22 protein-coding genes are annotated in these 23,621 nt (G+C 60.2%); 12 read left to right on the forward strand and 10 right to left on the reverse strand.

Annotation, left to right across the window (positions count from 1 at the left end):
• Positions 1-23 precede the first annotated feature (23 nt).
• Positions 24-977: a homoserine kinase gene (locus ACI512_RS03495; RefSeq protein ID WP_064053138.1), complete on the reverse strand. Its 954-nt coding sequence runs from the start codon at positions 975-977 to the stop codon at positions 24-26.
• Positions 978-1,033: 56 nt separating this feature from the next.
• Positions 1,034-1,324, reverse strand: a complete 291-nt coding sequence (locus ACI512_RS03500; protein WP_012721523.1) for a DUF2782 domain-containing protein — start codon at positions 1,322-1,324, stop codon at positions 1,034-1,036.
• A 74-nt stretch (positions 1,325-1,398) separates the two neighbouring features.
• Between ACI512_RS03500 and polA the strand changes: the two genes are divergently transcribed.
• Complete coding sequence (gene polA, locus ACI512_RS03505) at positions 1,399-4,176, forward strand: DNA polymerase I (protein WP_231809744.1); 2,778 nt, start codon at positions 1,399-1,401, stop codon at positions 4,174-4,176.
• A gap of 270 nt (positions 4,177-4,446) precedes the next feature.
• Here the strand turns inward: polA and yihA are convergent, their stop codons facing one another.
• The gene (gene yihA, locus ACI512_RS03510) at positions 4,447-5,088 is read right to left on the reverse strand and encodes a ribosome biogenesis GTP-binding protein YihA/YsxC (RefSeq protein ID WP_042943980.1); all 642 of its coding nucleotides are present in this window, start codon (positions 5,086-5,088) and stop codon (positions 4,447-4,449) included.
• A 192-nt stretch (positions 5,089-5,280) separates the two neighbouring features.
• Here yihA and ACI512_RS03515 point away from each other — a divergent pair, with 192 nt between their 5' ends.
• From ACI512_RS03515 to ACI512_RS03540, 6 genes are all read left to right on the forward strand, one after another.
• Positions 5,281-5,583 (forward strand): cytochrome c5 family protein, encoded by a 303-nt coding sequence (locus ACI512_RS03515; protein WP_236380349.1) that lies wholly within the window; start codon positions 5,281-5,283, stop codon positions 5,581-5,583.
• Between the two features lie 34 nt (positions 5,584-5,617).
• Complete coding sequence (locus tag ACI512_RS03520) at positions 5,618-6,244, forward strand: cytochrome c4 (RefSeq protein ID WP_064053136.1); 627 nt, start codon at positions 5,618-5,620, stop codon at positions 6,242-6,244.
• A 168-nt stretch (positions 6,245-6,412) separates the two neighbouring features.
• The gene (gene dsbA, locus ACI512_RS03525; protein ID WP_010207835.1) at positions 6,413-7,048 is read left to right on the forward strand and encodes a thiol:disulfide interchange protein DsbA; all 636 of its coding nucleotides are present in this window, start codon (positions 6,413-6,415) and stop codon (positions 7,046-7,048) included.
• A gap of 10 nt (positions 7,049-7,058) precedes the next feature.
• Entirely contained in the window at positions 7,059-7,937 is an 879-nt protein-coding gene (locus tag ACI512_RS03530) for an endonuclease/exonuclease/phosphatase family protein (RefSeq protein WP_012721528.1), read from the forward strand.
• Positions 7,934-9,988 (forward strand): GGDEF domain-containing protein, encoded by a 2,055-nt coding sequence (locus ACI512_RS03535; protein WP_236380350.1) that lies wholly within the window; start codon positions 7,934-7,936, stop codon positions 9,986-9,988. Before ACI512_RS03530 ends, ACI512_RS03535 begins: the two co-directional genes overlap by 4 nt.
• Positions 9,989-10,076: 88 nt before the next feature.
• On the forward strand, positions 10,077-10,889 hold the full coding sequence (locus ACI512_RS03540) for an N-acetylmuramoyl-L-alanine amidase (RefSeq protein ID WP_012721530.1): 813 nt from the start codon (positions 10,077-10,079) through the stop codon (positions 10,887-10,889).
• A 60-nt stretch (positions 10,890-10,949) separates the two neighbouring features.
• Here the strand turns inward: ACI512_RS03540 and ACI512_RS03545 are convergent, their stop codons facing one another.
• The gene (locus ACI512_RS03545; RefSeq protein WP_064053132.1) at positions 10,950-12,737 is read right to left on the reverse strand and encodes an ATP-binding protein; all 1,788 of its coding nucleotides are present in this window, start codon (positions 12,735-12,737) and stop codon (positions 10,950-10,952) included.
• Between the two features lie 10 nt (positions 12,738-12,747).
• A complete protein-coding gene (gene algB / locus ACI512_RS03550) occupies positions 12,748-14,094 on the reverse strand; it encodes a sigma-54-dependent response regulator transcription factor AlgB (RefSeq protein WP_064053131.1) in 1,347 nt (448 codons plus the stop codon).
• Positions 14,095-14,472: 378 nt separating this feature from the next.
• Between algB and ACI512_RS03555 the strand changes: the two genes are divergently transcribed.
• The 5 genes from ACI512_RS03555 to ACI512_RS03575 all read left to right on the forward strand — a co-directional run bounded on the left by ACI512_RS03555 (position 14,473) and on the right by ACI512_RS03575 (position 18,894).
• A complete protein-coding gene (locus tag ACI512_RS03555) occupies positions 14,473-14,757 on the forward strand; it encodes a hypothetical protein (protein WP_046035913.1) in 285 nt (94 codons plus the stop codon).
• 78 nt (positions 14,758-14,835) lie between these two features.
• The gene (locus tag ACI512_RS03560; RefSeq protein WP_003170804.1) at positions 14,836-15,000 is read left to right on the forward strand and encodes a DUF1328 domain-containing protein; all 165 of its coding nucleotides are present in this window, start codon (positions 14,836-14,838) and stop codon (positions 14,998-15,000) included.
• Between the two features lie 2 nt (positions 15,001-15,002).
• Positions 15,003-15,470, forward strand: a complete 468-nt coding sequence (locus ACI512_RS03565; protein WP_405121612.1) for an inhibitor of vertebrate lysozyme family protein — start codon at positions 15,003-15,005, stop codon at positions 15,468-15,470.
• A 764-nt stretch (positions 15,471-16,234) separates the two neighbouring features.
• Complete coding sequence (gltP, locus tag ACI512_RS03570; protein ID WP_236380351.1) at positions 16,235-17,566, forward strand: glutamate/aspartate:proton symporter GltP; 1,332 nt, start codon at positions 16,235-16,237, stop codon at positions 17,564-17,566.
• A gap of 98 nt (positions 17,567-17,664) precedes the next feature.
• Complete coding sequence (locus tag ACI512_RS03575) at positions 17,665-18,894, forward strand: nucleoside recognition domain-containing protein (RefSeq protein WP_236380352.1); 1,230 nt, start codon at positions 17,665-17,667, stop codon at positions 18,892-18,894.
• A gap of 92 nt (positions 18,895-18,986) precedes the next feature.
• Here ACI512_RS03575 and ACI512_RS03580 read toward each other — a convergent pair whose 3' ends face one another.
• The 5 genes from ACI512_RS03580 to ACI512_RS03600 are packed head-to-tail and all read right to left on the reverse strand — an operon-like array spanning position 18,987 to position 23,568.
• Positions 18,987-19,598, reverse strand: coding sequence for an ABC-type transport auxiliary lipoprotein family protein (locus ACI512_RS03580; RefSeq protein ID WP_236380353.1), 612 nt, complete (start codon positions 19,596-19,598; stop codon positions 18,987-18,989).
• Entirely contained in the window at positions 19,595-20,533 is a 939-nt protein-coding gene (locus ACI512_RS03585; RefSeq protein ID WP_405121613.1) for an MlaD family protein, read from the reverse strand. Before ACI512_RS03585 ends, ACI512_RS03580 begins: the two co-directional genes overlap by 4 nt.
• Position 20,534: 1 nt before the next feature.
• On the reverse strand, positions 20,535-21,338 hold the full coding sequence (locus ACI512_RS03590) for an ABC transporter ATP-binding protein (RefSeq protein WP_012721539.1): 804 nt from the start codon (positions 21,336-21,338) through the stop codon (positions 20,535-20,537).
• Entirely contained in the window at positions 21,335-22,483 is a 1,149-nt protein-coding gene (locus ACI512_RS03595; protein ID WP_064053128.1) for an ABC transporter permease, read from the reverse strand. The genes ACI512_RS03590 and ACI512_RS03595 overlap by 4 nt, the downstream gene beginning before the upstream one ends.
• 53 nt (positions 22,484-22,536) lie before the next feature.
• A complete protein-coding gene (locus ACI512_RS03600) occupies positions 22,537-23,568 on the reverse strand; it encodes a DUF5924 family protein (RefSeq protein WP_012721541.1) in 1,032 nt (343 codons plus the stop codon).
• Positions 23,569-23,621: the final 53 nt, after the last annotated feature.

A 23,621-nucleotide genomic window follows, 5' to 3' on the forward strand; every position in this document is an offset into this window, starting at 1 on the left:
GAGCAAGCCCCCTCCCACATTTTTTAGAGCGCGAACGGCAGTTGGATCGTGACCTGCTGGCGCTGCGCCAACCGGTGTTCGAACTCGGCAGGATCGTGAATCAACACATCCTGACCGGCAAACGACTCAGCGGCGATCAGGCGCGACAACCAGAACCGCACGCAGGCCACGCGCAACATCATCGGCCACCATTCAGCTTCCTTCGCGGTAAACGGCCGCAGCCCGGCGTAGGCGCCCAGCATTGCCCGAGCGCGTTGCGCGTCAATCACGCCATCCGCGTCCGAGCACCAGTCATTCAGGGCGATTGCCACGTCGTAGAGCATCGGGCCCGAGCAGGCGTTGTAGAAGTCGATCAGGCCGGTGAGGTGCGTGCCTTCGAACATCGCGTTATCGCGGAACAGGTCGGCGTGCACATTGGCGCGCGGCAGGGCGAGGATCTGGGCCTTGTGCGCTTCGATCTCAGTCAGCGCGTCTTGCAGCAGGCGCTGCTGTGCGTCGTTCAAGTGCGAAATCAACTGCGCGCCTTCGTTGAGCATCCAGTCCAGGCCGCGATCGGTCTTGCGTTCCAGCACCTTCTCGCCTTGTGTCGCCAAGTGCAGGTGGCCAAGCAGGTCGCCGACCTGGGCGCAGTGCTGGGCGTTGGCGTCCTTGATGTGCTTGCCGGCCAGGCGCGGTTGCAGCAGGGCCGGTTTGCCTTTCAGCTCGCGCAGGGCCACACCGTCGGTGGTGCGCAGGGCGTAGGGCACTGGCAGGTCGGCGTCGTGGAGCACGTCGAGCAGTTCGATGAAGAAAGGCATTTCCGCGACCGGGCCGCGTTCAACCAGGGTCAGGACGAATTCGCCCTGCTCCAGGCTGATAAAGAAATTGGTGTTTTCGCTACCGGCGGCAATCCCCTGGAAGTCGATCAGGCGGCCGAGCCCGTAAGGGGCGAGAAAGGTTTCCAGCTCGGGCCGAGCCAGGGGGGTGAACACAGACATGGTTAAAACTGCCAGTACGGGCGCCGCGGTGTGCGGCGCCAATTGAAGTTAAGAAATCATTTCCATTCGAAGATCTTCCATGACGGGATCAGCATATCCGGCTGGTCAGAGCGGATGAAGTTCGCGTCGGTTCCGTCCGCGCGTACCAGGAAATACGGAGGCGCACCCTTCGGGGTGACCTTGATTGCGTACAGGAAACCGTTCTGACGGTATTCCTGGATGGTCTTGTCGCCTTCCGTGCGGATCGTAACTTCCGGATCACCCCCAGGGGCATCGTCTGCCGCCATGGCAGCCATCGGAGCGAGTGCAATCAAGCCGGTCAACAGCAGGCGATTGAATGTACGCATGATAACCTTGTCCCTTTGTCGTCATTGGTCCGGCTATTCTAGCGCCTGACCCGCCGAAAAGGTTGATTCTGCTCATGAGCCAAGCACCCCTCGTCCTGGTGGACGGTTCTTCCTATCTGTACCGCGCGTTCCATGCGCTGCCACCGCTGACCACCTCCAAAGGCCTGCCCACCGGCGCGGTCAAGGGGGTGTTGAACATGCTCAAAAGCCTGCGCAAGCAGTACCCGGACAGCCCGTTCGCGGTGGTGTTCGACGCCAAGGGTGGGACCTTTCGCGATGACATGTACGCTGAATACAAGGCCAACCGCCCGAGCATGCCCGATGACATGCGCCTGCAGATCGAGCCGCTGCACCAGAGCGTGATCGCCCTGGGCTTCCCGTTGTTGTGCGTTGAAGGCGTTGAGGCCGATGACGTGATCGGCACCCTGGCCCGCAGCAGTGCGGCCGCTGACCGTCCGGTGGTGATTTCCACCGGGGACAAGGACATGGCACAGCTGGTCGACGGGCACATTACCTTGGTCAATACCATGACCGGTAGCGCGATGGACATCGAGGGCGTGAAGGAGAAATTCGGTGTCGCTCCCGAGCAGATCATCGACTATCTGGCCTTGATGGGCGATTCGTCCGACAACATCCCAGGCGTCCCGGGCATTGGTCCGAAGACGGCTTCCGGCTTGCTGGTCGGTGTGAATGGTGGCCTTAAAGAGCTGTATGAACAGCTGGATATCGTGCCGACCCTGCCTATTCGGGGCGCGAAGACGCTGCCGGCCAAGCTGGAAGAGCATAAGGAGATGGCGTTCCTTTCCTACCAGTTGGCGACGATCAAGATTGATGTGCCGCTGGATGTGGGCCTGGATGACCTGCACCTGATTGAGCCGGACCGTGAAAAACTGCTGGAGCTGTACACGCTGCTGGAGTTCAAGAGCTGGTTTGATGAGATCCAGCGCGACGCCAAGCGGGTGGAGCTCAAGGCTGCGCCGGTTGTTGAGGACGTCGTTGAGGTAGTGGCGCCGGCGGAGGCGACTTACACCACGATCCTTGATCAGGCCACCTTCGACATCTGGTTGAAGAAGCTCAACGACGCGAAGCTGTTCGCCTTCGACACCGAAACCACCGGGATCGATGCCCAGCAGGCGCAGTTGGTGGGTGTTTCCTTCGCGGTGCAGCCCCACGAAGCGGCCTATATCCCGCTGACCCACTCGTACATCGGCGCGCCGGAGCAGTTGGATCGCGATACCGTGCTGCTGGCCCTCAAACCGCTGCTGGAAGACCCGACCAAGCTCAAGGTCGGCCAGCACGCCAAGTTCGACATGAACATCCTGGCCAATTGCGCCATCGGCGGCGACCCGGCGCACGGCATTACCGTGCGGGGCATCGCCTTCGACACCATGCTCGAATCCTATGTGTTGAACGCTACCGCAACGCGGCATGACATGGACAGCCTGGCCAAGAAGTACCTGGATTACGACACCGTCGCCTTCCAGGACATTGCCGGCAAGGGTGCCAAGCAGCTGACTTTCGATCAGATCGCGCTGGAGCAGGCTGGCCCTTATGCGGCGGAAGACGCCGATGTGACCTTGCGCCTGCACCAGGCGCTGTTTGCGCAACTTTCAGCCATTCCGAGCCTGGCGAGTGTGCTCACGGATATCGAGATTCCGTTGGTGCCGGTGTTGGCGCGTATTGAGCGCCAGGGTGCGTTGGTCGACAAGGACCTGCTGGGTATCCAGAGCATCGAACTGGGCAACAAGATGGTCGAGCTGGAGCGCCAGGCGTTCGAGATCGCTGGTGAAGAATTCAACCTGGGTTCGCCCAAGCAACTCGGGGCGATTCTTTACGAAAAGCTCGGCCTGCCGGTACTGAAGAAAACCGGTAAGGGCCAGGCTTCAACCGCCGAAGAAGTGCTGGCAAAGCTGGCCGAAGATGACTACCCGCTGCCCAAGGTGCTGATGCAGTACCGCAGCATGAGCAAGCTGAAAAGCACCTACACCGACCGTCTGCCGGAACAGATCAACCCGCGCACCGGGCGTATCCACACGTCCTATCACCAGGCGGTGGCGGCGACCGGGCGTTTATCGTCCAGTGATCCGAACCTGCAGAATATCCCGGTGCGTACCGCTGAAGGGCGGCGGATTCGCCAGGCCTTCATCGCGCCCAAAGGCTACAAAATGCTGGCGGCGGACTATTCGCAGATTGAGCTGCGGATCATGGCTCACCTGTCGAAGGACGAAGGTTTGATGAACGCCTTCCGTCACAACCTCGACGTGCACACCGCCACGGCGGCCGAGGTGTTCAAGGTTGAACTGGGTGACGTCACGTCTGATCAGCGCCGCAGCGCCAAGGCGATCAACTTTGGTTTGATCTATGGCATGGGCGCACAGAAGCTGGGCAAGGATATTGGCGTCGATACCAAGACGGCCAAGGCGTACATCGATGTGTATTTCGCCCGTTATCCCGGGGTTCGTGAGTACATGGAACGCACCCGCGCCCAGGCGTCCGATCAGGGCTACGTAGAGACCTTCTTCGGTCGCCGCCTCTACTTGCCGGATATCCATTCCAACAAGCCCCAGGAGCGCGCGGCGGCTGAACGCACTGCAATCAACGCGCCGATGCAGGGCACAGCGGCAGACATCATCAAGAAAGCCATGGTGCTGGTGGATAACTGGCTGACGGATTCAGGCCTGGATGCCAAGGTGATCCTGCAGGTGCACGATGAATTGGTGCTGGAAGTACGTGAGGATCTGGTCGCGGAAGTCAGCGAGAAGATTCGCGAGCACATGAGTGCCGCTGCTCAGCTGGATGTGCCGCTGCTGGTGGAAGTGGGCGTCGGCGATAACTGGGACCAGGCGCACTGATCTCGGAGCTTTGCTGCCACCGAGGGGTGGTGGCAGAGTGCTTTAGTCCGGAAATCGCCGTCAGTTATTTCAAATAGTTTTTCGAACCTGCCGGAACTTAACCCGTGAATTGCCACTCAGAGTTACTGAATGGGTGGTGAAGCCCTTCAATGCTCCTATGTTGTGTTAAGTGTTGGCAGATATCTGGACCCCGCCCTAGCGGTCCGGAACTTGAACCCCGAACTTCCCCTCCCCATACGAAGTCCGGGGTTTTTTTTGCCTGCGCAAAAGTTACTCCGCGATTTCCGCGCCCTTGTCCGCCAATTCCATCCAGCCGGCCAGTACGGTGTAGGCGTCTTCGAGGCCCATGCGCTTGGGCGCCGAGAACAGTTGGATGGTGATCGCATCACCCCAGCCTTTACGGATTTCAGACTGCACTTTAAGCAGCGTGTTTTTGGCGGCGCCGTAGGTCAGCTTGTCGGCTTTGGTCAGCAGGATATGCATCGGCATGCCGCTGGCAACTGCCCAGTCGAGCATCAGCAGGTCGAAATCGGTCATCGGATGGCGGATGTCCATCATCAGAATCAAACCCTTCAAACTCTCCCGGCCACCCAGGTAGGCCTCCAGGTGACGCTGCCAGTGCAGCTTCAGCGGGATAGGTACTTTTGCATAACCATAGCCCGGCAGGTCGACCAGACGCCGATCATCGTCTAGCTTGAAGAAATTGAGAAGTTGCGTACGGCCTGGGGTTTTCGAGGTGCGTGCCAGGCTGGCGTGAGTCAGGGTGTTCAGCGCGCTGGACTTACCGGCGTTGGAGCGCCCGGCAAAGGCGACTTCAAAGCCCTCGTCATCGGGGCATTGGTCAACTTTGGCGGCGCTGAGCATAAACGTGGACTGTTGGCACAGGCCAAGGATGGGATTCTTGAGTTGCATGAGATTTCCGATGTGGGCGATGCCGAGAAAGGGTGCGGCAAGCGGTGTCGTTTCCGTTTCAGTAGCGCCAGTATATAATGCCGCAGATTTTGTGTGTGCTTTGTCCCAGCGAAGGATGAAGTTCACGGGAGCGAAAGACCTTTATTGCGCATTAGAACGCAAAACGCTCTCAAACCCTGAAATGGTCGACGTATGACCAAGTGGTTGCTCGCTATCAGTGTCCTGCTTCCGCTTTATGGCGCTCAGGCTACACAGGATCCGGAAGCGGTGTACAACCGAGTTTGCATGGCTTGCCATGCCGGCCAGTTGCCGAATGCTCCGAAGCGGGGTGATCGGGCAGCCTGGGCGCCAAGACTGGCGCAGGGCATGGACACGTTGGTGCAACACGTGACCCAGGGTTTCAAGGCAATGCCGCCGCGTGGTTTGTGCATGGACTGCAGTACTGAGGATTACCAGGCCGTCATTGAGTTGATGGTGAGTAAACCCGGTAGATAACTCTTAAACCCCTTAGCCGTAGTTGGATTAGCTGATGAACAAACTGATCGTGAGTCTGCTGTTGACCTTGGGCATCACAGGCGCTGCCGTCGCTGCAGAGGGCCCCCTTAAAGGTGATGCCACTGCCGGTCAAGCGAAGGCCGCTGTATGTGGTGCTTGCCATGGACCGGATGGTAACAGCCCGGCGCCGAACTTCCCCAAACTGGCCGGCCAGGGTGAACGTTACCTGACCAAGCAACTGCACGACATCAAGGACGGCAAGCGAACGGTGTTGGAAATGACCGGCTTGCTGACCAACCTCAGCGATCAGGAACTCGCGGACCTCGCAGCGTATTTTGCCAGCCAGAAAGGCAGTGTGGGAGCTGCTGATCCGAAACTGGTGGCCCGTGGTGAGAAACTGTTCCGCGGCGGCGACCTGGAAAAAGGCCTGCCAGCCTGCACCGGCTGCCATTCGCCCAATGGCGCGGGCATAGCCGCCGCCGGCTTCCCGCACCTGAGTGGCCAGCACGCGACCTACATCGCCAAACAGTTGACCGATTTCCGTAAGGAAGAGGCAGGGCGAGCTAACGATGGCGACGCAGCGATCATGCGTACCATTGCGCGCAAGCTGAGCGATGAAGACATTGCAGCGGTCTCCAGCTATATCCAGGGCCTGCACTAACATGCCTGCAACGTTAACACTCGATTAATCCAGCGATGCAAGCATAAAAAGGGTGGCTTAGGCCGCCCTTTTTTGTGGCCGGTGCCGTTACACTAACGAACTCATGCCCGCGCAGACCTGTCACAACAAAGGTCGCGTGAGGCGACTTTATTTGTCCAGGAGTAAAGCATGCGTAATCTGATCCTCAGCGCCGCTCTCGTCACTGCCAGCCTCTTCGGCATGACCGCACAAGCTGCCGACGTGCCGCTTGAAGCCGGTAAAACCTACGTTGAATTGGCTAACCCGGTTCCGGTCTCGGAGCCAGGCAAGATCGAAGTGGTGGAGCTGTTCTGGTACGGCTGCCCGCATTGCTACGCCTTTGAACCGACCATCAACCCATGGGTCGAGAAGCTGCCTAAAGACGTGAACTTCAGACGTATCCCTGCCATGTTCGGTGGCCCATGGGATGCCCACGGCCAGCTGTTCCTGACCCTGGAAGCCATGGGCGTGGAGCATAAGGTCCACAACGCGGTATTCGACGCGATCCAGAAACAAGGCAAACGCCTGACCAAACCAGACGAAATGGCTGACTTCGTGGCCACCCAAGGTGTCGACAAGGACAAGTTCCTGGCCACCTTCAACTCCTTCGCGATCCAGGGCCAGATCAAACAGGCCAAGGAACTGGCGCAGAAGTACGGCGTGCAGGGCGTTCCAACCATGATCGTCAACGGCAAATACCGTTTCGACCTGGGCACCTCCGGTGGTCCTGAGCAGACCCTCAATGTTGCCGACCAGCTGATCGCCAAAGAGCGCGCAGCCAAGTAAGGGGCTCGTCATGCGCCGCTGGGGTACCGAACGCGTGGTTGGCCTGCATGATCCGCAGGTCAACGAACATCACTTGGAGTCCACGGGGTTGCCGCCGGACAGCCGCTTGCGGCTGCTCAGCTTCAATATCCAAGTGGGGATCAGTACCGAGAAATACCGTCACTACCTCACCCGTGGCTGGCAGCACCTGCTGCCCCACAACGGGCGGGCCGGCAACCTGCAAAAGATTGGCAACCTATTGAATGACTTCGATCTGGTTGCGCTGCAGGAAGCCGACGGCGGCAGCATGCGTTCCGGTTACATCAATCAGGTGGAGCACCTGGCCCAGCTCGGCGCGTTCCCCTATTGGTACCAGCAACTCAATCGCAACCTCGGGCGCCTGGCGCAGCACAGCAATGGTGTGCTCAGTCGTCTGAAGCCCACCGCCATCGAAGACCATCCGCTGCCAGGCCCCAAGGGCCGGGGGGCGATCCTTGTGCGTTTTGGCGAAGGCCCAGAGGCGCTGGTGGTGGTGATGATGCACCTGGCGTTGGGTGCGCGCACCCGCACGATGCAACTGGCCTACATCCGCGAGCTGATTGGCGGTTACAAACACCAGGTACTGATGGGTGACATGAACACCCATGCCAATGACCTGTTGTTGAATTCTCCGTTGCGCGACCTCGGGCTACTGGCTCCGCAAGCCGAAGCCACATTCCCCAGCTGGCGCCCGCAACGCTGTCTTGACCATATCCTGCTCAGCCCTACCCTCACACTCGAGAGTGTGCAGGTGCTGGCGCAGCCCATCTCCGATCACCTGCCGGTCGCGGTAGAGATTCGTCTGCCGGGTTCGCTCACGGCTGATGCATTACCCGCGTTGAGCCCCGGCCCTCGCGGACCCCTTGCATGAGCGACGACGCCCAGCGCTGGAAAGAGAAATACCTCAAAAGCATCGAGCAACAAGAAAAGCTCGAACGCCGTTGGGCAGCCCGCCTCGACCTGCTACGCCGTGGGCTGGTGCGCAGCACGCTGGCCGCTGAAGGCACCGACCGCGCCGTCGACCAGTGTATGAAGGAAATGCGTGACGTTGTCCGTACTGATGATATGGACGCCGCCCTCGCCGCCTTGCTGCCGCGCCTGGAAAAAGCCGTGCTGGATTCGGAGCAGCGCCGTGAAACCCGGGTCGACCAGATCAGCACCGCGCTGACGTCCCTGGTTACCCAGCTGCAAAAGTTGCCATTACCGCGTGAGGTTGCCCGGCCGCTTAAGACGTTCGCCAAGCAGTTGGACGGCCGAGTCAGCCAGGCACGTGAGATCCCCTTGCTGCTCAGCGAGTTGAGTGGCCTGCAGGGCCAGGCGCTGAACAACCTGGAGCCGGACGGCGAAACCACACGCCCAGGGCCGGGGCTTTTGCAGCGCCTGTTTGGTTCCAAAGACGTCGCGACCGAGCCGGAGGCCAGCGAATCGACAGCCCGCCCGGCACCGCAACCCATTGTGGCCAAGCCTGTCGCCGAGCCCCAACCGCCTGAACAGTCCGAGGAACTGACGCAAGCCTTGCGCGCCTTTGCGCCGCCGCCTCAGGAAAAGGTTAACCCCGCAGTTGAGTCGGCCGTGCCGGCCAAGGTGGCGGACGCTGTCAGTGAAACGTTTGTATACGAGGCTCCGCCTCAAGCTGAGCCCGTTGAAGCGCCCGTAGCGCCCGTAGCGCATGTCGAGCGGGAGCTTCCGACAGAAGAGCCGGCACCGGAAAGCGCCCTCGCCGCCTTTATCGAAACGCCTGCCGTTCAGGTCGAAACGCCGGGTGAGACCACCATCGGCAGCCTGTCGCTCCCTCCTGTGCTGGAGGTCGAGGAGTCCGACCCCGACGAGCTGCAAGCGGACGGCACGTATGCCTTACCTGATTCGCCGGAGCCGTCCTACAGCTCCGTAGCCAAGCATATTGAAGACACTCTGCTCGGGCTGCTGGAGGAGTTGTCGCTACCCGAGCGTCACCGGCCCCAGGCCGAGGCCATGCGTGAGCGTCTGGCGCACGGCCTGAACTGGTACGAACTGCTACCGATCCTCGACGACCTGGCCGTCTTGATGCTGGCAATCACCGACAGCGGCCAGCACGAATTCGAGGCTTACCTCAAGCAGCTCAACGAGCGTCTCGAAGCGTTCCAGGGGCATTTGCAGGTCGCCAGCGACGGCCATGCCGATAGCCGTTCGGCCGCCCGGGAGCTGGATTCGCAGATCCGTGAACAGGTCGATGGCCTGCAAAGCAGCGTGCAGGAGGCCGCCGATCTGGAAAGCCTCAAGCACGTATTGGAAAGCCACCTCGAAGGTCTTCTCGGCACCATGGACGAGCACCAGCAGCAGCGTGACCAGCGCGAGCAGGAAACGGCAGCGCGACTGAAAGGCTTGGCCGAGCGGGTTGCCAATATGGAGCAGGAAGCCCAGGGCTATCGCGAGCATTTGGAGGTGCAGCGCCAGAAGGCCTTGATCGATCCGCTCACTGGCCTGCCCAACCGCGCCGCCTGGAGTGAGCGGCTCGATCACGAGGTCAACGCCTGGCATCAACGGGGTAACAGCCTGTCGCTGGCGATGCTGGACTTGGATCACTTCAAGCGCATTAACGACGGCTACGGCCACCTGGCTGGCGACAGGGTGCTGAAAATCATCGCCAACGTGCTGCGCAAGCGCCTGCGGCCGACCGACTTTATCGCGCGTTTCGGCGGTGAAGAGTTCGTGTTGCTGATGCCCGACTCATCCCTCGCGGATGCCCTGGCGGCAGGTGAAGTGTTACGCGCTGCGATTGAAGCCTGCCCGTTTCACTTCAAAGGCGAGCCGGTGACGATCACTGTGTCCATGGGTGTGGCGCAGTTCCAGCCGGGAGAGCGCAGTGACCTGGCGCTCAAACGCGCGGATGCGGCCTTGTACCGGGCCAAGGCCGCAGGCCGAAACCAAGTGCAGGCCGCCTAAAAGATGTTCCATTTTGTAATTTGACGGTTGGGTCACAAGCGGTACGTTACACTGTTGCATTATCGTCTTCAGCGTAACGTCTTCCGCCATGAAATTTTTGTACATTGCTTTTGTGTTTCTTTTCCTTGCGGGCTGCGCCAGCGGCCCTCGCCTGGACACCAACCACCCCTCGGTGAACCACGACAACCGCGTGCAGTTCGTGGTGGTGCATTACACCTCGACCAACCTTGAACGCTCCCTGGCATTGCTCACCCACGGCCAGGTGAGCAGCCATTATCTGATCGGCGACGATGCCTCAGGCACTATCTACAAGCTGGTGGATGAGAGCCAGCGCGCCTGGCATGCCGGGGAAAGCGAATGGATGGGCCGCACCTGGCTTAACTCCAGCTCCATTGGTATTGAGATCGTGAACCCTGGCTACAAGGACACGCCGACAGGCCGCCTGTGGTATCCGTACTCCGAAGCCCAAGTGAAATCGCTGGTGGTGCTGCTCAAGGACATCAGCAAGCGCAATGGCATCGACCCCAAGAACATCATCGGCCACAGCGATATCGCACCGCTGCGCAAGCTGGACCCGGGCCCCTTGTTCCCCTGGAAGCGCCTGGCCGCTGAGGGGCTGGGTGTTTGGCCGGATGCACAGGCCGTCGCGCGGTTCCAAGTGCAGTACGCCACAGAACTGCCGAGCATTACCTGGTTCCAGGAACAATTGGCCCACTTGGGTTACCAGACGCCACAGACTGGAGAGCTGGATGTGGCTACACGTCATGTGATCGCGGCGTTCCAGATGCATTTCCGGCCATCGCTGTTCGACGGTACGCCTGACGCGCAAAGCGCTGCGATCCTGCGAGCGTTGAACTGTGGCGAGCAAGCGTGCTTACGCTCGGGTGCGGAGCGCCCTTAAGAGGCAGGCGGAGCGGCGCGACGTTTCAACAAGCGCCGTTGCTACAACAAGCGGGGGTTCCTACAAAGGCAACGCCATATAGAACTGAGTGCCCTGCCCCGGCCGCGAGTACACACCCATGCGGCCGCCGTGCAATTGCACAATCTCTTTGCACAGCGCCAGCCCCAGGCCGGCGCCGCCTTTCTTGCGACCCACCTGCACAAAGGGCTCGAAGATCCGCCCCTGCTGCCCATAGGCGATGCCTTCGCCGTTATCTTCGACGCTGATAATCACGCGCTCGCCGTGGCGGCGTGCCTGCAGACGAATCTGCCCCCCCTCAGGCGTGTGGCGTAGGGCATTGCCCAGCAGGTTGTCGAGCACCCGTTCCAACTGTGCTTGGTCCGCATATAACCGGGGCAGGTCTGACTGGGCTTCTACCATCAGCTCGACGTTTTGCACGTTGGCCGGCTCGACGAAGCGTGCTCGGGCGTGTTCAAGCAGATCGGTCACGTCGCACGGGCCTAAGGTGAGCTTCTGCAGGCCGTTCTGGTAGCGCGAGAAGTTGAGCAGGTCGTTGATCAATTGCATCAGCCGCTGCATCTCTTCATTGACTGTATCCAGCAGGTCCGCTTCACGGGAGTCCGGCGGAAATTTCGCCCGCTCGCGGAATAGCCCGAATGCCATGTGCATGCCGGTCACCGGTGTTCGCAGCTCATGAGAGGCGCGCAGTACGAACTCGCTGCGTACCCGCTCGAAGGCGCGTTGTTCGGTGACGTCATGCAGCACCATCACCGCCCCGAGGATATGCCCCTGGGTATGGCTGACGGGGGTCAAGCTGTAGGTCAGCAGGCGCAATTCGCCTTCGACTTCCACTTCCAGATCCTCCGGCGCCCGCTCCAGGCTGCCGCCACGCAGTACCAATTGCAGCTGTTCATCCAGTTCCGGTCGCACCAGGGCCTCGCCCAGGCCCTGGCCAAGGCGCTCCTCGTCCCAGCCCAGTTGGCGTTGGGCCACCGGGTTGAGGTGTTCCAGGCGGCCTTGCTGGTCAATCATCAGCAGACCATCGTCTATGCTGTCGAGTACCGCTTGCAGGCGCTGCTGGCCAGCCAGGAGTTCATCGACATTGGTCGCCTGATGCTGGCGCAACGCCTCGGCCATGATGCCGAAGCGGCGGGTCAGTTGGTTCATCTCTGCTGCCGACGAGATCGGCAGTGTCACTTCGAAATCGCCCTGCCCTATCTTGTCCGCCGCCTTGGCCAGCGCTTCGATCGGTCCGCCAAAACGCCGGGCGATGCCATGCGCCGTCACAAACCCGATGATCAGCACCGCGAGGCCAACCAGCCCCAGCAGCCCGGCGATCAGCAGGGCACGTTCGCGGGATTTGTGTTCGCTGTTGCTGATGTTCTCCAAGGCCTGCTTGTGCTCGTTGATCAAGCCATTGCGCAGCGCATTGAAGGTGTCGGTGAGTTTTTCCTTGGCCCCAGGTGGAGGGGTCGGTTGCTGGGACTCGTCAAAAGCGTTCAGCAGTTCCTGATACTGGCCCTTGGCCTGGCTGAACCCCGTCCCGCGACCGTCGCGTTGTTCATGGGCGATACCTTGGTCCAGCAGGTCGACGTAGCGCTGCTTGGAGGTTTGCAAAGCCTCGGGGTCGGGGCGCTCCTCCAGCATCATGATCAACTGATCACCCAGGCTCTGACGCAGCTTGAGGCCCAGGTCCAGGGTGATGAAGTTGCTGCGAATCAGGGATTCCTGAGTCTTGGCCATTTGCATGACGCTGACCAGGCCCAGGATCAAACCCAGCAGGGCAACGGTGATCAGCGCTGAGATGCTCAGGAATAGCCGAGTGCGCAGCTTCATCGCGAACTTCATAGGGTACAGCTCACAGGTTGTACTGTTTGCGTTTGCGGTACAGGGTCGACGCGTCGATACCCAGGGTGCGAGCCGCCTGGTCCAGGGTGTCGCTGGTGGCGAGCACGGCGCCGATGTGAGCTTTCTCCAGCTCGTCCAGGCTCAGCGCTGCACCGATCCGCGGAGCGTTGTTGGTCGGCTGCTCGGCCATCCCCAGGTGGCTGATTTCTACCTTCTCTTGCGGGCAAATGATGCTGGCGCGCTCTACTACGTTGCGCAGTTCGCGGATATTTCCCGGCCAGCGGTAGTTGAGGAGGGCCTCGCGCGCTTCGTCGCTGAAACCGCGCGCCGGTCGGGCGTACTCCTTGACGAAACGTGCCAGGAAGCGGTCGGCCAGGGTCAGGATGTCCTCGCTACGTTCGCGCAGTGGCGGCAGGTGCAGGGTGATCACGTTGAGGCGGTAGAGCAGATCCTCGCGGAAGCGGCCATCACGCACCATGTCTTCCAAGTTCAGGTTGGTGGCGGCGAGGATGCGCACATCCGCACGTCGGGTAACGGGGTCACCGACCCGCTCGTATTCTTTGTCTTGGATAAAGCGCAGCAACTTGGGTTGCAACGTGAGCGGAAAATCGCCGATTTCGTCGAGAAACAGCGTGCCGCCGTCCGCCTGGTTGACACGGCCCAAGGTGCTTTCACTGGCGCCGGTAAAGGCACCACGGCTATGGCCGAACAGCTCGCTCTCCATCAGTTCCGCCGTCAGCGACGGGCAGTTGATGGTCACACAGGATTTCTTCGAGCGCTTGCTCCAGCCGTGAATGGCTCGGGCCAGTTCACCTTTACCCGTGCCGGATTCACCCAGGATCAGAATGTTGGCGTCTGTGCCAGCCACCTGGCGTGCGGTTTCCAGCACCACCATCATCGATGGGCTGTGGGAATCGAGGCCGTCTTTCGGTTGGCGCACTGCGCCTTCCAAGGCTTCGAGGCGCGCAGAGAGTTGGCGTACTTCCAGTTGCTTGGCAGTGGCAAGGCGCAGTTGGTCTGGGCTGCAAGGCTTTACCAAATAGTCAGCGGCACCGGCCTGGATCGCATCAACGGCAGTGTCGACCGCCGAATGGGCGGTGACAATGACCACACGCATCCATGGCGCCTGGATGCGCATCTGGGCCAGTACGTCCAAGCCGTTGTCTTCACCCAGGCGCAGGTCCAGGAAGCACAAATCGAACACTTGGCGCTGCATCAAGGTATCCGCTTGGGCAGCGCTGTTCGCCGTGGCGACGGTGTAGCCCTCATCTTCCAGGCAATAACGGAAGGTGCGGAGGATCGCGGATTCGTCATCCACTAAAAGAATGCGGCCTTGAAGTTCCTTGGCTGATTCCATCTGTCCCGCGCTCCTTAACTCTATGAATGATGGTGTTTAGTCCCGGAATAATCGGGCAAGTTGCATGGTTTATTCTGATCGATAAAAGACAACGTCGTGCAGGTATCTGCATCACTTCCTACAAGGTGCCGATTGCTGGCGTTTTCATGCCGTCTTGCCACTTCGGCAACACACCCTCCGTGTTCTATCCCTTGATCCGACCGCTGGCTATCGTGCATTTCGCACGGCCCTCAAGGGGGCATCGTGCAGGATGCTGGGAGCTTGTTGGTTTATAAATATTTAACTCATTGATTTTATTAGTATTTATTTTGTAAAAAAGCTGGCATGCGCTCTGCAATACCTCTCTAACGAATAATCAGAATGCGGGAGAACGTCAGCATGACTCGCCAAAGCTTCAGCCCACTGCGTGTATCGCCACTGCGCTTGCAGCAAGGTCTGTTTGCCAGCCTGGCCTTGATGGTCACGTTGATTGGCGGCCAGCAGTTGCAGCATTGGCAGCAGAGTCAGCAGCAGATCCCGCAATTTGAACGTCCGAGCATGACCCAGACCCATTTCCGTTCCGTTGGCAGTGTTGCTGCCGATGCAACAGCCCCGCAATTGCAGATGGTCGACCAGGAATCTTCCCTGAGTGAACTGCCGTCGCAAGAGCGTTGGGTGTTCTAGGCACCAAAAGCCGCTCGTGTTGAGTGGCAGTACGGCACTACCGCTGTTACCTCTAAAAGAAGCATAAGGAGAATCACCATGTTGAGTTGGGCAATCACATTTCTGATCATCGCCATTGTGGCTGCAGTCCTGGGCTTCGGTGGTATCGCGGGCACCGCCACGGGTATCGCAAAAATTCTGTTTGTGGTCTTCCTGGTGATGTTCATCGCTTCCTTCTTCTTTGGTCGTCGCGGCCGAGGCTGAAAATGACCACTTTGTCCTTCAAAGCCATTACTGCCGCCCTATTGTTGGGCGGCAGCGGCTTGGTGATGGCCGCCAATGACGGCCAATCCCGAGCCAACGAATTGCTCAGCGCGGACCCGCAATACCGTGAGACCTGGCAAAGCGTGGTGAAGAAAGAAGAGCGCCTCCCGGAATGGGTGATGAACCTGTCGGGTACGGCCGAGCAAATGAATGCCGTGGAAGAAGATGGCGACAAGTACTTGGTCGGGCCGCTCTGCGAAACCGCAGACACCTGCCGGAACAAGCGTCTGATCGTTGCCTTCAGCCTCGACAAGGAAGATGCCTACGCCATGTTGGTGGAAGTCCCGGCCGGCCTGCCGGCGGAAAAGTCCCCAACGCGCCACGCCGATTACCGTTTTATCGGTAAACCGGATGAAGGCATGCAGAAGTTGCTGATGGAACAGCTGAAGAAAGATCCGAATTGGTACTAGGTTCCGTCCGGCGCGTCTGTCGTCAGCGGAACCAGCGTCCATAGAAAGAAGCCCCCTCGCTTCTTTCTGTTTGCACTGCTCGCCAAGGGTGGTGCATGACCAGGGGGCCGGGTTGCTCTGATCAAATGGGATCGGCGTGACCTACGGGTACAGGGAGTGCCTGCGCAAGGGCCGGGTCAGGAGAAAAGCTGCGACGCAGGTTCACAAGCCCATGGCTTGCTGAACTTGCGGCGGGCTTGTGACTTTCATTCATCGCCCCGCCTCTCATATCGCTCTGTCATACCTCTCGCTCTGTTATACCTCCCATAGCCGCAAATTTTGTTATCGCTCGCCTTTAACCATTTCTTGGTGTGTCGAGACGACCATCTATCGATAAAATTTTCGTCGCGCTATAGGACATATCTGACGTCAGGTCGCGGATTCCCCAGGCATTTCTGCCAGCGCCGCAAAGACGTGCTGCATCTCTAGGCGAGCCGGGTTTGGCAGGTTAACGGCATATTTGCCGGACAATCTGTCGCATTTGAACTGACCGTTCGGACAGTTATTATGAAAAAAGGCCATGCCGATTCGGCATAGGGTAGGCGTTTACGGCATTAGACGTCGCTCCCTTGCATGGGAATAGTTGCGCCTTTTTTCGCCTGCCAGTAAGCCATTTCGGCCACGCTGCGGTGACCTTCCATGGAGGCAGATGCACACACTTTTTCGCTCTCGAGCGTTCCAGCTGGCGCATTTGCCTTAAGTTCACTTGAAGTAAGGGTAATGACATGAAGAAGGCAAAGCTAAGCCTCGCCTGGCAGATCCTCATCGGTTTGGTGCTGGGGATCGCAATCGGTGCAGTGCTCAACCATTTCAGTGCTGAAAAGGCCTGGTGGATCAGCAATGTGTTGCAGCCAGCGGGCGATATCTTTATCCGCCTGATCAAGATGATCGTGATCCCGATCGTGATCTCCTCGCTGATCGTCGGCATTGCCGGTGTCGGTGACGCGAAGAAGCTCGGGCGTATCGGTGTCAAAACCATCCTTTACTTCGAAATCGTCACCACCATTGCCATTGTGGTCGGCCTGCTGCTGGCCAACGTGTTCCACCCAGGCGCTGGCATCGACATGAGTACCCTGGGTACCGTCGACATCTCCAAGTACACCGCCACCGCCGCTGAAGTGCGGCACGAGCATGCGTTTATCCAGACCATCCTCAACCTGATCCCATCGAACATCTTTGCCGCTGTTGCCCGTGGCGAGATGCTGCCGATCATCTTCTTCTCGGTACTGTTCGGCCTCGGCCTGTCGAGCCTCAAGCCCGAGCTGCGCGAGCCGCTGGTGACCATGTTCCAAGGCGTGTCCGAGAGCATGTTCAAAGTCACCCACATGATCATGAAGTACGCCCCGATCGGCGTATTCGCCTTGATCGCCGTGACCGTCGCCAACTTCGGCTTCGCCTCGCTGTTGCCGTTGGCCAAGCTGGTGATCCTGGTTTATGTCGCCATCCTGTTCTTCGCTTTCGTGATCCTCGGCCTCATCGCCCGCCTGTTCGGCTTCTCGGTGATCAAGTTGATGCGCATCTTCAAGGATGAGCTGGTACTGGCCTATTCCACCGCCAGCTCCGAAACCGTGCTGCCACGCGTGATCGAGAAGATGGAAGCCTACGGCGCGCCCAAGGCGATCTGCAGCTTCGTGGTGCCGACCGGCTACTCGTTCAACCTCGACGGTTCGACCCTCTACCAGAGCATTGCGGCGATCTTCATCGCCCAGCTGTATGGCATCGACCTGTCGATTGGCCAGCAACTGATGCTGGTGCTGACCCTCATGGTCACCTCCAAAGGCATCGCCGGTGTGCCGGGCGTGTCCTTCGTGGTGTTGCTGGCCACGCTGGGCAGCGTGGGCATTCCGCTGGAAGGCCTGGCGTTTATCGCCGGTGTCGACCGCATCATGGACATGGCGCGTACCGCCCTGAACGTAATCGGCAATGCCCTTGCAGTGCTGGTGATCTCCCGTTGGGAAGGCATGTACGACGATGCCAAGGGCGAGCGCTATTGGAATTCGCTGCCGCACTGGCGTAGCAAGGAAGCCTCGCCGCTGGGCCAAGCCACCCGCAGCTGATAATACGACTGCTCTGACACAAACCCCGGAAAATTCCGGGGTTTGTCGTTTCTGCCGGCCCCGCTATCATTCGCTCCATTCTTCGGGGGATTTAACTGATGCTCAATGGCCTGTGGCTTGGCTTCTTTGTCGTGGCAATGGTGTCGGCACTGGCGCAATGGCTGGTCGGCGGTAACGCCGGGATTTTCGCGGCGATGGTCGAAAGCATTTTCGCCATGGCCAAACTGTCGGTGGAAGTGATGGTGCTGCTGTTCGGCACCCTGACGTTATGGCTGGGCTTTTTGCGCATCGCCGAAAAAGCCGGGATCGTCGACTGGCTGGCCAAGGCCCTCGGCCCGCTGTTCCGCCGCCTGATGCCGGAAGTGCCCGCCGGCCATCCGGCCATCGGCTTGATCACCCTCAACTTCGCTGCCAACGGCCTGGGCCTGGATAACGCCGCCACGCCTATCGGTTTGAAAGCGATGAAGGCGCTGCAGGAACTCAACCCAATCCCCAACACGGCGAGTAACGCGCAGATCCTGTTCCTGGTGCTCAACGCCTCATCGCTGACGTTGTTGCCGGTCACCATCTTCATGTACCGCGCCCAGCAAGGCGCTGCGGACCCAACACTGGTGTTCCTGCCAATCCTGCTGGCGACCAGCGCGTCCACCTTAGTGGGCCTGCTGTCGGTGGCGGTGATGCAGCGCCTGCGGCTGTGGGATCCGGTGGTGCTGGCCTATCTGATTCCAGGCGCACTGGTGCTGGGCGGCTTCATGGCGCTGCTGGCGACCCTCTCCGCCACCGCTCTGGCTGGGTTGTCGTCGATCCTGGGCAACCTCACGCTGTTTGGCCTGATCATGTTGTTCCTGGTGATCGGTGCGTTGCGCAAGGTCAAGGTGTATGAGGCGTTTGTCGAAGGGGCCAAAGAAGGCTTCGATGTGGCCAAGAACCTGCTGCCCTACCTGGTGGCGATGCTGTGTGCCGTGGGTGTGTTGCGTGCCTCAGGGGCGCTGGATTTTGGCCTTGAAGGCATTCGCCATCTGGTCGCCTGGACGGGCATGGACACGCGCTTTGTGGATGCCTTGCCGACCGCGATGGTCAAGCCGTTCTCCGGCAGCGCTGCGCGAGCGATGCTGATCGAGACCATGCAGACCCAGGGCGTGGACAGCTTCCCGGCGTTGGTGGCGGCGACGATTCAGGGCAGTACCGAGACCACTTTCTATGTGTTGGCGGTGTACTTTGGTTCGGTGGGGATCCAGCGGGCACGGCATGCCGTGGGTTGTGCGTTGCTGGCGGAGTTTGCCGGTGTGGTGGCGGCGATTTCGGTGTGCTACTGGTTCTTCGGTTAAGGCTTGGATTGCTACCGGGGGCAAGCCCCCTCCCACATTTGAATGTGTTCACAGATCAACCTGTGGGAGGGGGCTTGCCCCCGATGAGGCCCTCAGTGTTTAGCTGCGTTATTGCCTTGCTGAACCACCCAATCCACCACCTGCTTATTCAACTGATCCCCCGCCTGTCCAAACCCGGCGACCACCGCCGGCACCTTGGTATCGCTCACCGGTTGCCTCACTTCAAACCGCCGACTGGCAACAATCCGCTGATCACTGCCGCGTACCAGGCGCGCGTCCAGGCGAATCACCACCTCCACCGCACTGCCGCGGTATTCACTCTGGAACGCCTGCAATTGCCCGCCCAGTTCATAGTCGGACTGCAGGTTGGTGTCATCGGTACTCAGCAGCGTCACCCGACCATCGCGTTGAAAGCCATCCATGAAGCGGTTGCGCAACAGTACCGGCGACGGATCGCTCCAGCGCGAGTTGGCATAGCTGCTGATCAGGTCGCCATTGGGCACCACGGCAATACGTGGGCTGTCGAGAAATTCGCTGGTCTGCGGTTTATTCACACGCAGCGACCAGCTGACCGGCGCACCCTGGCCGGTGGTCTGAGCCGAGGTCAGGCGATACACATCAGAAGGGTCGGCCTTGGGAAGAATCGAGCACGCGCTCACGAGTGCCAGCGCCACAGGGGCGATCATTTGGTAAGCACGCTTCATGGCGTGAACTCCTTGTTCTTGTCGCTGCCCAGCAGGTAACCGCTGGGGTTGGCTTCCAGGCGGCGGGAGATGGCGCGCAGCGAACCGAGGGTTTCGCGCAGTTCGCGCACGGCCGGCGCCAGTTCGTTGAGGCCTTGCATGCCGCTGTTCACCGAGTCCTTGTTGTTGGTCAGCAAGGTGTTGATGGTCGCGGTGCTGTGTTCCAGGGACTTCATGGCCTGCTCGGCGCTGCCAAAGGCCTGCTTGCCTTGCTCGTTAAGCAAGCCGTTGGCGTTGCGCATCAGCACAGTGGTCTGCTCCAGGGCGGCGCTGGCCTGTTTGCTCACTTGCATCAGTTGCTGCATCACCACCTTGATATCGCCGCGCTGGTCGGCGATGACGCCGGTAGTTTTTTGCAGGTTATCCAGGGTGTTGCTCAGGCGCTCGACGTTCTCGCGGGAAAACAGGTCGTTGGCGTTATGCAACAGCAGGTTGATGCTGGTCATCAGGTCGTTGCTGTTGTTCAGCAGGCGCGCGATAGGTGAGGGTGAGGCGATGATTTCCGGCAAGTTACCGTCTTTGCCCTTGAGTTCGGGGCTTTGCGGCGTACCGCCGCTGAGTTGGATAATCGAGGTGCCGGTGATGCCGGTCAACGCCAGCTTGGCCTGGGTGTCTTCCTTGATCGGCGTCTCACCGGCCAGGCGGATACGTGCCACTACGCGACGCGGATCTTTGGGGTCCAGGCGCAGGCTGATCACATCGCCCACTTTAATCCCGCTGTACTGCACCGAACTGCCCTGTGACAGGCCGCTGACCGCCTCGTTGAAAATCACTTCGTAATCCTGGAAGGCGCTGTCGACGCTGGACTTGGCCAGCCACAGGCCGAACAACATCGCGCCGACCACCACGATCACGCTGAACAAACCGATCATCACATGATGGGCTCGGGTTTCCATGTCATACCTCGTTGAGCGATTGAGCGGCATCCAATGCCGCGCGGCCTCGGGGGCCGTGGAAATATTCGTGAATCCACGCGTCGTCCGTTTCCGAGACGACATCGATGGCGTCGGCCACCAGCACCTTTTTCTGGGCCAGCACCGCCACGCGGTCGGTGATGGTGTACAGCGTGTCCAGGTCGTGGGTGACCAGGAACACGCTCAGGCCCAGCGCATCGCGCAGGGTCAGGATCAGTTGATCGAATTGCGCCGCGCCAATCGGGTCGAGGCCGGCGGTGGGTTCGTCGAGAAACAGGATGTCGGGGTCCAGGGCCAGCGCGCGGGCCAGCGCGGCGCGCTTGATCATGCCACCCGACAGTGACGCCGGGTATTTGTCGGCTGCCGACAGTGGCAACCCGGCCAGGGCCAGTTTGACCGCGGCCAGGTGCTCGGCGTCGCGGCGGCTGAGGCCTGCGTGTTCGATCAATGGCAGCGCTACGTTTTCGGTCACGGTCAGCGAGGAAAACAGCGCGCCCTTCTGGAACAGCACGCCAAAGCGTCGCTCCACCAGGGATCGCTCATGCTCCGCCAGGCTCGGCAGGTTCTTGCCAAACACCCGGACTTCGCCTGCGCTGGGCCGGCGCAGGCCGACGATGCTGCGCAACAACACCGACTTGCCGCTGCCGGAGCCGCCGACCACGGCAAGGATCTCGCCTTTGTACAAGTCCAGGTCGAGGTTCTCGTGCACGCGTTGGGTGCCAAAGCGATTGCACAGGCCGCGCACTTCAATCACCGCCTCGGCGGTCGCACGGTGTAAGCGACTCACCAGCCCATCTCCATAAAGAACAGCGCGGCGACCGCGTCCAGCACGATCACCACAAAAATCGATTGCACCACGCTGGAGGTGGTGTGGGCACCGACGGACTCGGCGCTGCCGCTCACCTTGAAGCCTTCCAGGCAGCCGATGGCGGCGATCAGGAAGGCGAAGATCGGCGCTTTCACCAGGCCCACCAGGAAATGCTGCACGCCAATGTCCGATTGCAGCAGTGAGAGGAACATCGCCGGCGAAATATCCAGGGCCACGGCGCACACCACGCCACCGCCGACAATGCCCGAGAGCATTGCCAGGAAGGTCAGCATCGGCAGCGCCACCAGCAGCGCCAGTACGCGCGGCAATACCAGCAGTTCCATCGGGTCCAGGCCCAGGGTGCGGATCGCGTCGATCTCTTCGTTGGCCTTCATCGAGCCGATTTGTGCGGTAAAGGCACTGGCGGTGCGACCGGCGATCAGGATCGCGGTCAGCAACACACCGAATTCGCGCAGGAAGGAGAACGCCACCAGGTCGACGGTGAAAATCGTCGCGCCAAAACTCTTGAGTACGGTGGCGCCGAGGAACGCCACCACGGCACCGACCAGAAAGGTCAGCAGGGCCACGATGGGCGCGGCGTCGAGGCCGACCTGTTCCAGGTGCGCGACCATCGGCGTGAGGCGCCAACGCCTGGGCCGGAAAATTCCGCGGGCGAAGGTTTCGAGGATCAGGCCGATAAAGCCCAGCAGTTGCTTGCTGTCTTGCCAGACGGTGTCTACCGCCCGGCCGATGCGAGCCAGCACTTGAATACCGGCGGCTTCTTCCGGGGCTTTCTCCGGTACGCAAAAATCATTCAGGGAGCGGTAGACGGTCTTGAGCAGTGCGCGGTCAGCGGCAGACAAGCTGCAATCGGTCTGCTCGGCGGATTGCTCGATGCGGGTCGGTCCCAGCAACTCCACCAGCAGCGAGGCGCCGGCGGTATCGAGGGCGCCCAGGCCATTGAGGTCGATACGCGCGCCCGCATCGTATTGGCCGTCGAGCTTGTCCGACAGCTTCTTCAGGCTGGCATAGTGGGCAAGCGTCCAGTCTCCCGTAATCCTCAGCTGTGGCGGGGTGATGGACGTATCGAGATGGGCTGCACCGGCCGAGGTACTGGTGGTCATAAGCTCCGAGCTTGTTGGCTATCCACAATTCCTACGTAATAGCACGATCCTGCCTACTTTGGGTTGTCCGTTTGTGCTGAGTCCGTCACTTTGAAACGCAGCACGCCGATCACCTGCCCGTCTTCGGTCAGCACCTGTACCTGCCAGCGACCCACGGCGTCGGCGGGGAAGTTCTGCTTGTGGGTCCAGGCGCGATAGCCCTCTTTGCGCCCGCCGTGGATATCCAGGGCGATGCGGTCAACCTCTTTGCCATTGAATTTCCACACGTGGTAAATCCGCTCATCCAGCCCACGCGGGGCGTTGATCGCGGTGTAGGCGTAGAGCCCGCCGCTGCGCAGTTGAGCGGCGGTGACTTCCTTGAGGTCGTCGCCCGGCGTGCGGTCTTGCAGTTGGGTGCTGATGGCCACTTCGGTCATCCACAGCGTGGCTGGCGGCACCCAGCTGCGCAGGAACCAACCGGCGCAGCCAATCGCAGCGGTGACCCCCAGTAGCATCGCCCAGCCTTTGAGGCTGCGCAGCGGCAGGCTTACCGCCAGGCTCGGGATCGACAGTGCCATGGCGACGCCGAGGGCCAGCTTGTAACTCTCAGCCGTGGTCAGGTGCAGGATGATCGGCAGTGCGGTGAGCAGCGCCGCGAACAGCGTGAAGGTGTGCAGTGCGAGGAACAGCGAGCGTTTGGGCGCCAGCCATTTGTAGTACAGCGGGTCGATTATCGATACCAGCGCTGCGGCGCCGAGCAGGCCGGTGAACACCGACTGGCCGCTGTTCCAGGCGGTGGTGATGAAAAAGAACGGCAGTACAAAGAACAGGCTTTCCTGGTGAATCATCTGGGTCGCATAGCGCAGCAGCGGCTCAGGGATTTCGCGCTTGAAGACTTTGGTGAACAGCTGGGTAAAGCTGTTTTCCAGCATCAGCCACAGCCAGCTCACCAGCATGATCACGGCGATCCAACTGGCCATGCCCTGCTGGCGATCCACCAGAATGAAGCTGCCCACACCCGAGACAAAACCGCCAAGTGCTATCACCCCGGGGTAGCGCTTCATCAGTTCGAGGATGCGGGTGATCAAGCGGGTCAGGTTTTGCATTCGGCGGTTCGCAGTCTTTGTAGGAGAAAATCCCAGACAGAATAACGTCTTAG

Origin of the sequence: Pseudomonas petroselini (assembly GCF_045037875.1) — a bacterium.
In the GTDB taxonomy this organism is placed as follows: Bacteria; Pseudomonadota; Gammaproteobacteria; order Pseudomonadales; family Pseudomonadaceae; genus Aquipseudomonas; species Aquipseudomonas petroselini.

Bases quoted from the DNA above. Each gene is read 5' to 3' on its own strand.
- ACI512_RS03585 (WP_405121613.1), bottom strand. From the start codon at position 20,533: ATGGAAACCCGAGCCCATCATGTGATGATCGGTTTGTTCAGCGTGATC.
- ACI512_RS03555 (WP_046035913.1), top strand. From the start codon at position 14,473: ATGACTCGCCAAAGCTTCAGCCCACTGCGTGTATCGCCACTGCGCTTG.
- ACI512_RS03565 (WP_405121612.1), top strand. From the start codon at position 15,003: ATGACCACTTTGTCCTTCAAAGCCATTACTGCCGCCCTATTGTTGGGC.
- ACI512_RS03540 (WP_012721530.1), top strand. From the start codon at position 10,077: ATGAAATTTTTGTACATTGCTTTTGTGTTTCTTTTCCTTGCGGGCTGC.
- ACI512_RS03515 (WP_236380349.1), top strand. From the start codon at position 5,281: ATGACCAAGTGGTTGCTCGCTATCAGTGTCCTGCTTCCGCTTTATGGC.
- yihA (WP_042943980.1), bottom strand. From the start codon at position 5,088: ATGCAACTCAAGAATCCCATCCTTGGCCTGTGCCAACAGTCCACGTTT.
- ACI512_RS03560 (WP_003170804.1), top strand. From the start codon at position 14,836: ATGTTGAGTTGGGCAATCACATTTCTGATCATCGCCATTGTGGCTGCA.
- ACI512_RS03575 (WP_236380352.1), top strand. From the start codon at position 17,665: ATGCTCAATGGCCTGTGGCTTGGCTTCTTTGTCGTGGCAATGGTGTCG.
- ACI512_RS03600 (WP_012721541.1), bottom strand. From the start codon at position 23,568: ATGCAAAACCTGACCCGCTTGATCACCCGCATCCTCGAACTGATGAAG.
- algB (WP_064053131.1), bottom strand. From the start codon at position 14,094: ATGGAATCAGCCAAGGAACTTCAAGGCCGCATTCTTTTAGTGGATGAC.
- ACI512_RS03595 (WP_064053128.1), bottom strand. From the start codon at position 22,483: ATGACCACCAGTACCTCGGCCGGTGCAGCCCATCTCGATACGTCCATC.
- gltP (WP_236380351.1), top strand. From the start codon at position 16,235: ATGAAGAAGGCAAAGCTAAGCCTCGCCTGGCAGATCCTCATCGGTTTG.
- ACI512_RS03500 (WP_012721523.1), bottom strand. From the start codon at position 1,324: ATGCGTACATTCAATCGCCTGCTGTTGACCGGCTTGATTGCACTCGCT.
- ACI512_RS03530 (WP_012721528.1), top strand. From the start codon at position 7,059: ATGCGCCGCTGGGGTACCGAACGCGTGGTTGGCCTGCATGATCCGCAG.
- polA (WP_231809744.1), top strand. From the start codon at position 1,399: ATGAGCCAAGCACCCCTCGTCCTGGTGGACGGTTCTTCCTATCTGTAC.
- dsbA (WP_010207835.1), top strand. From the start codon at position 6,413: ATGCGTAATCTGATCCTCAGCGCCGCTCTCGTCACTGCCAGCCTCTTC.
- ACI512_RS03580 (WP_236380353.1), bottom strand. From the start codon at position 19,598: ATGAAGCGTGCTTACCAAATGATCGCCCCTGTGGCGCTGGCACTCGTG.
- ACI512_RS03495 (WP_064053138.1), bottom strand. From the start codon at position 977: ATGTCTGTGTTCACCCCCCTGGCTCGGCCCGAGCTGGAAACCTTTCTC.
- ACI512_RS03535 (WP_236380350.1), top strand. From the start codon at position 7,934: ATGAGCGACGACGCCCAGCGCTGGAAAGAGAAATACCTCAAAAGCATC.
- ACI512_RS03545 (WP_064053132.1), bottom strand. From the start codon at position 12,737: ATGAAGTTCGCGATGAAGCTGCGCACTCGGCTATTCCTGAGCATCTCA.
- ACI512_RS03520 (WP_064053136.1), top strand. From the start codon at position 5,618: ATGAACAAACTGATCGTGAGTCTGCTGTTGACCTTGGGCATCACAGGC.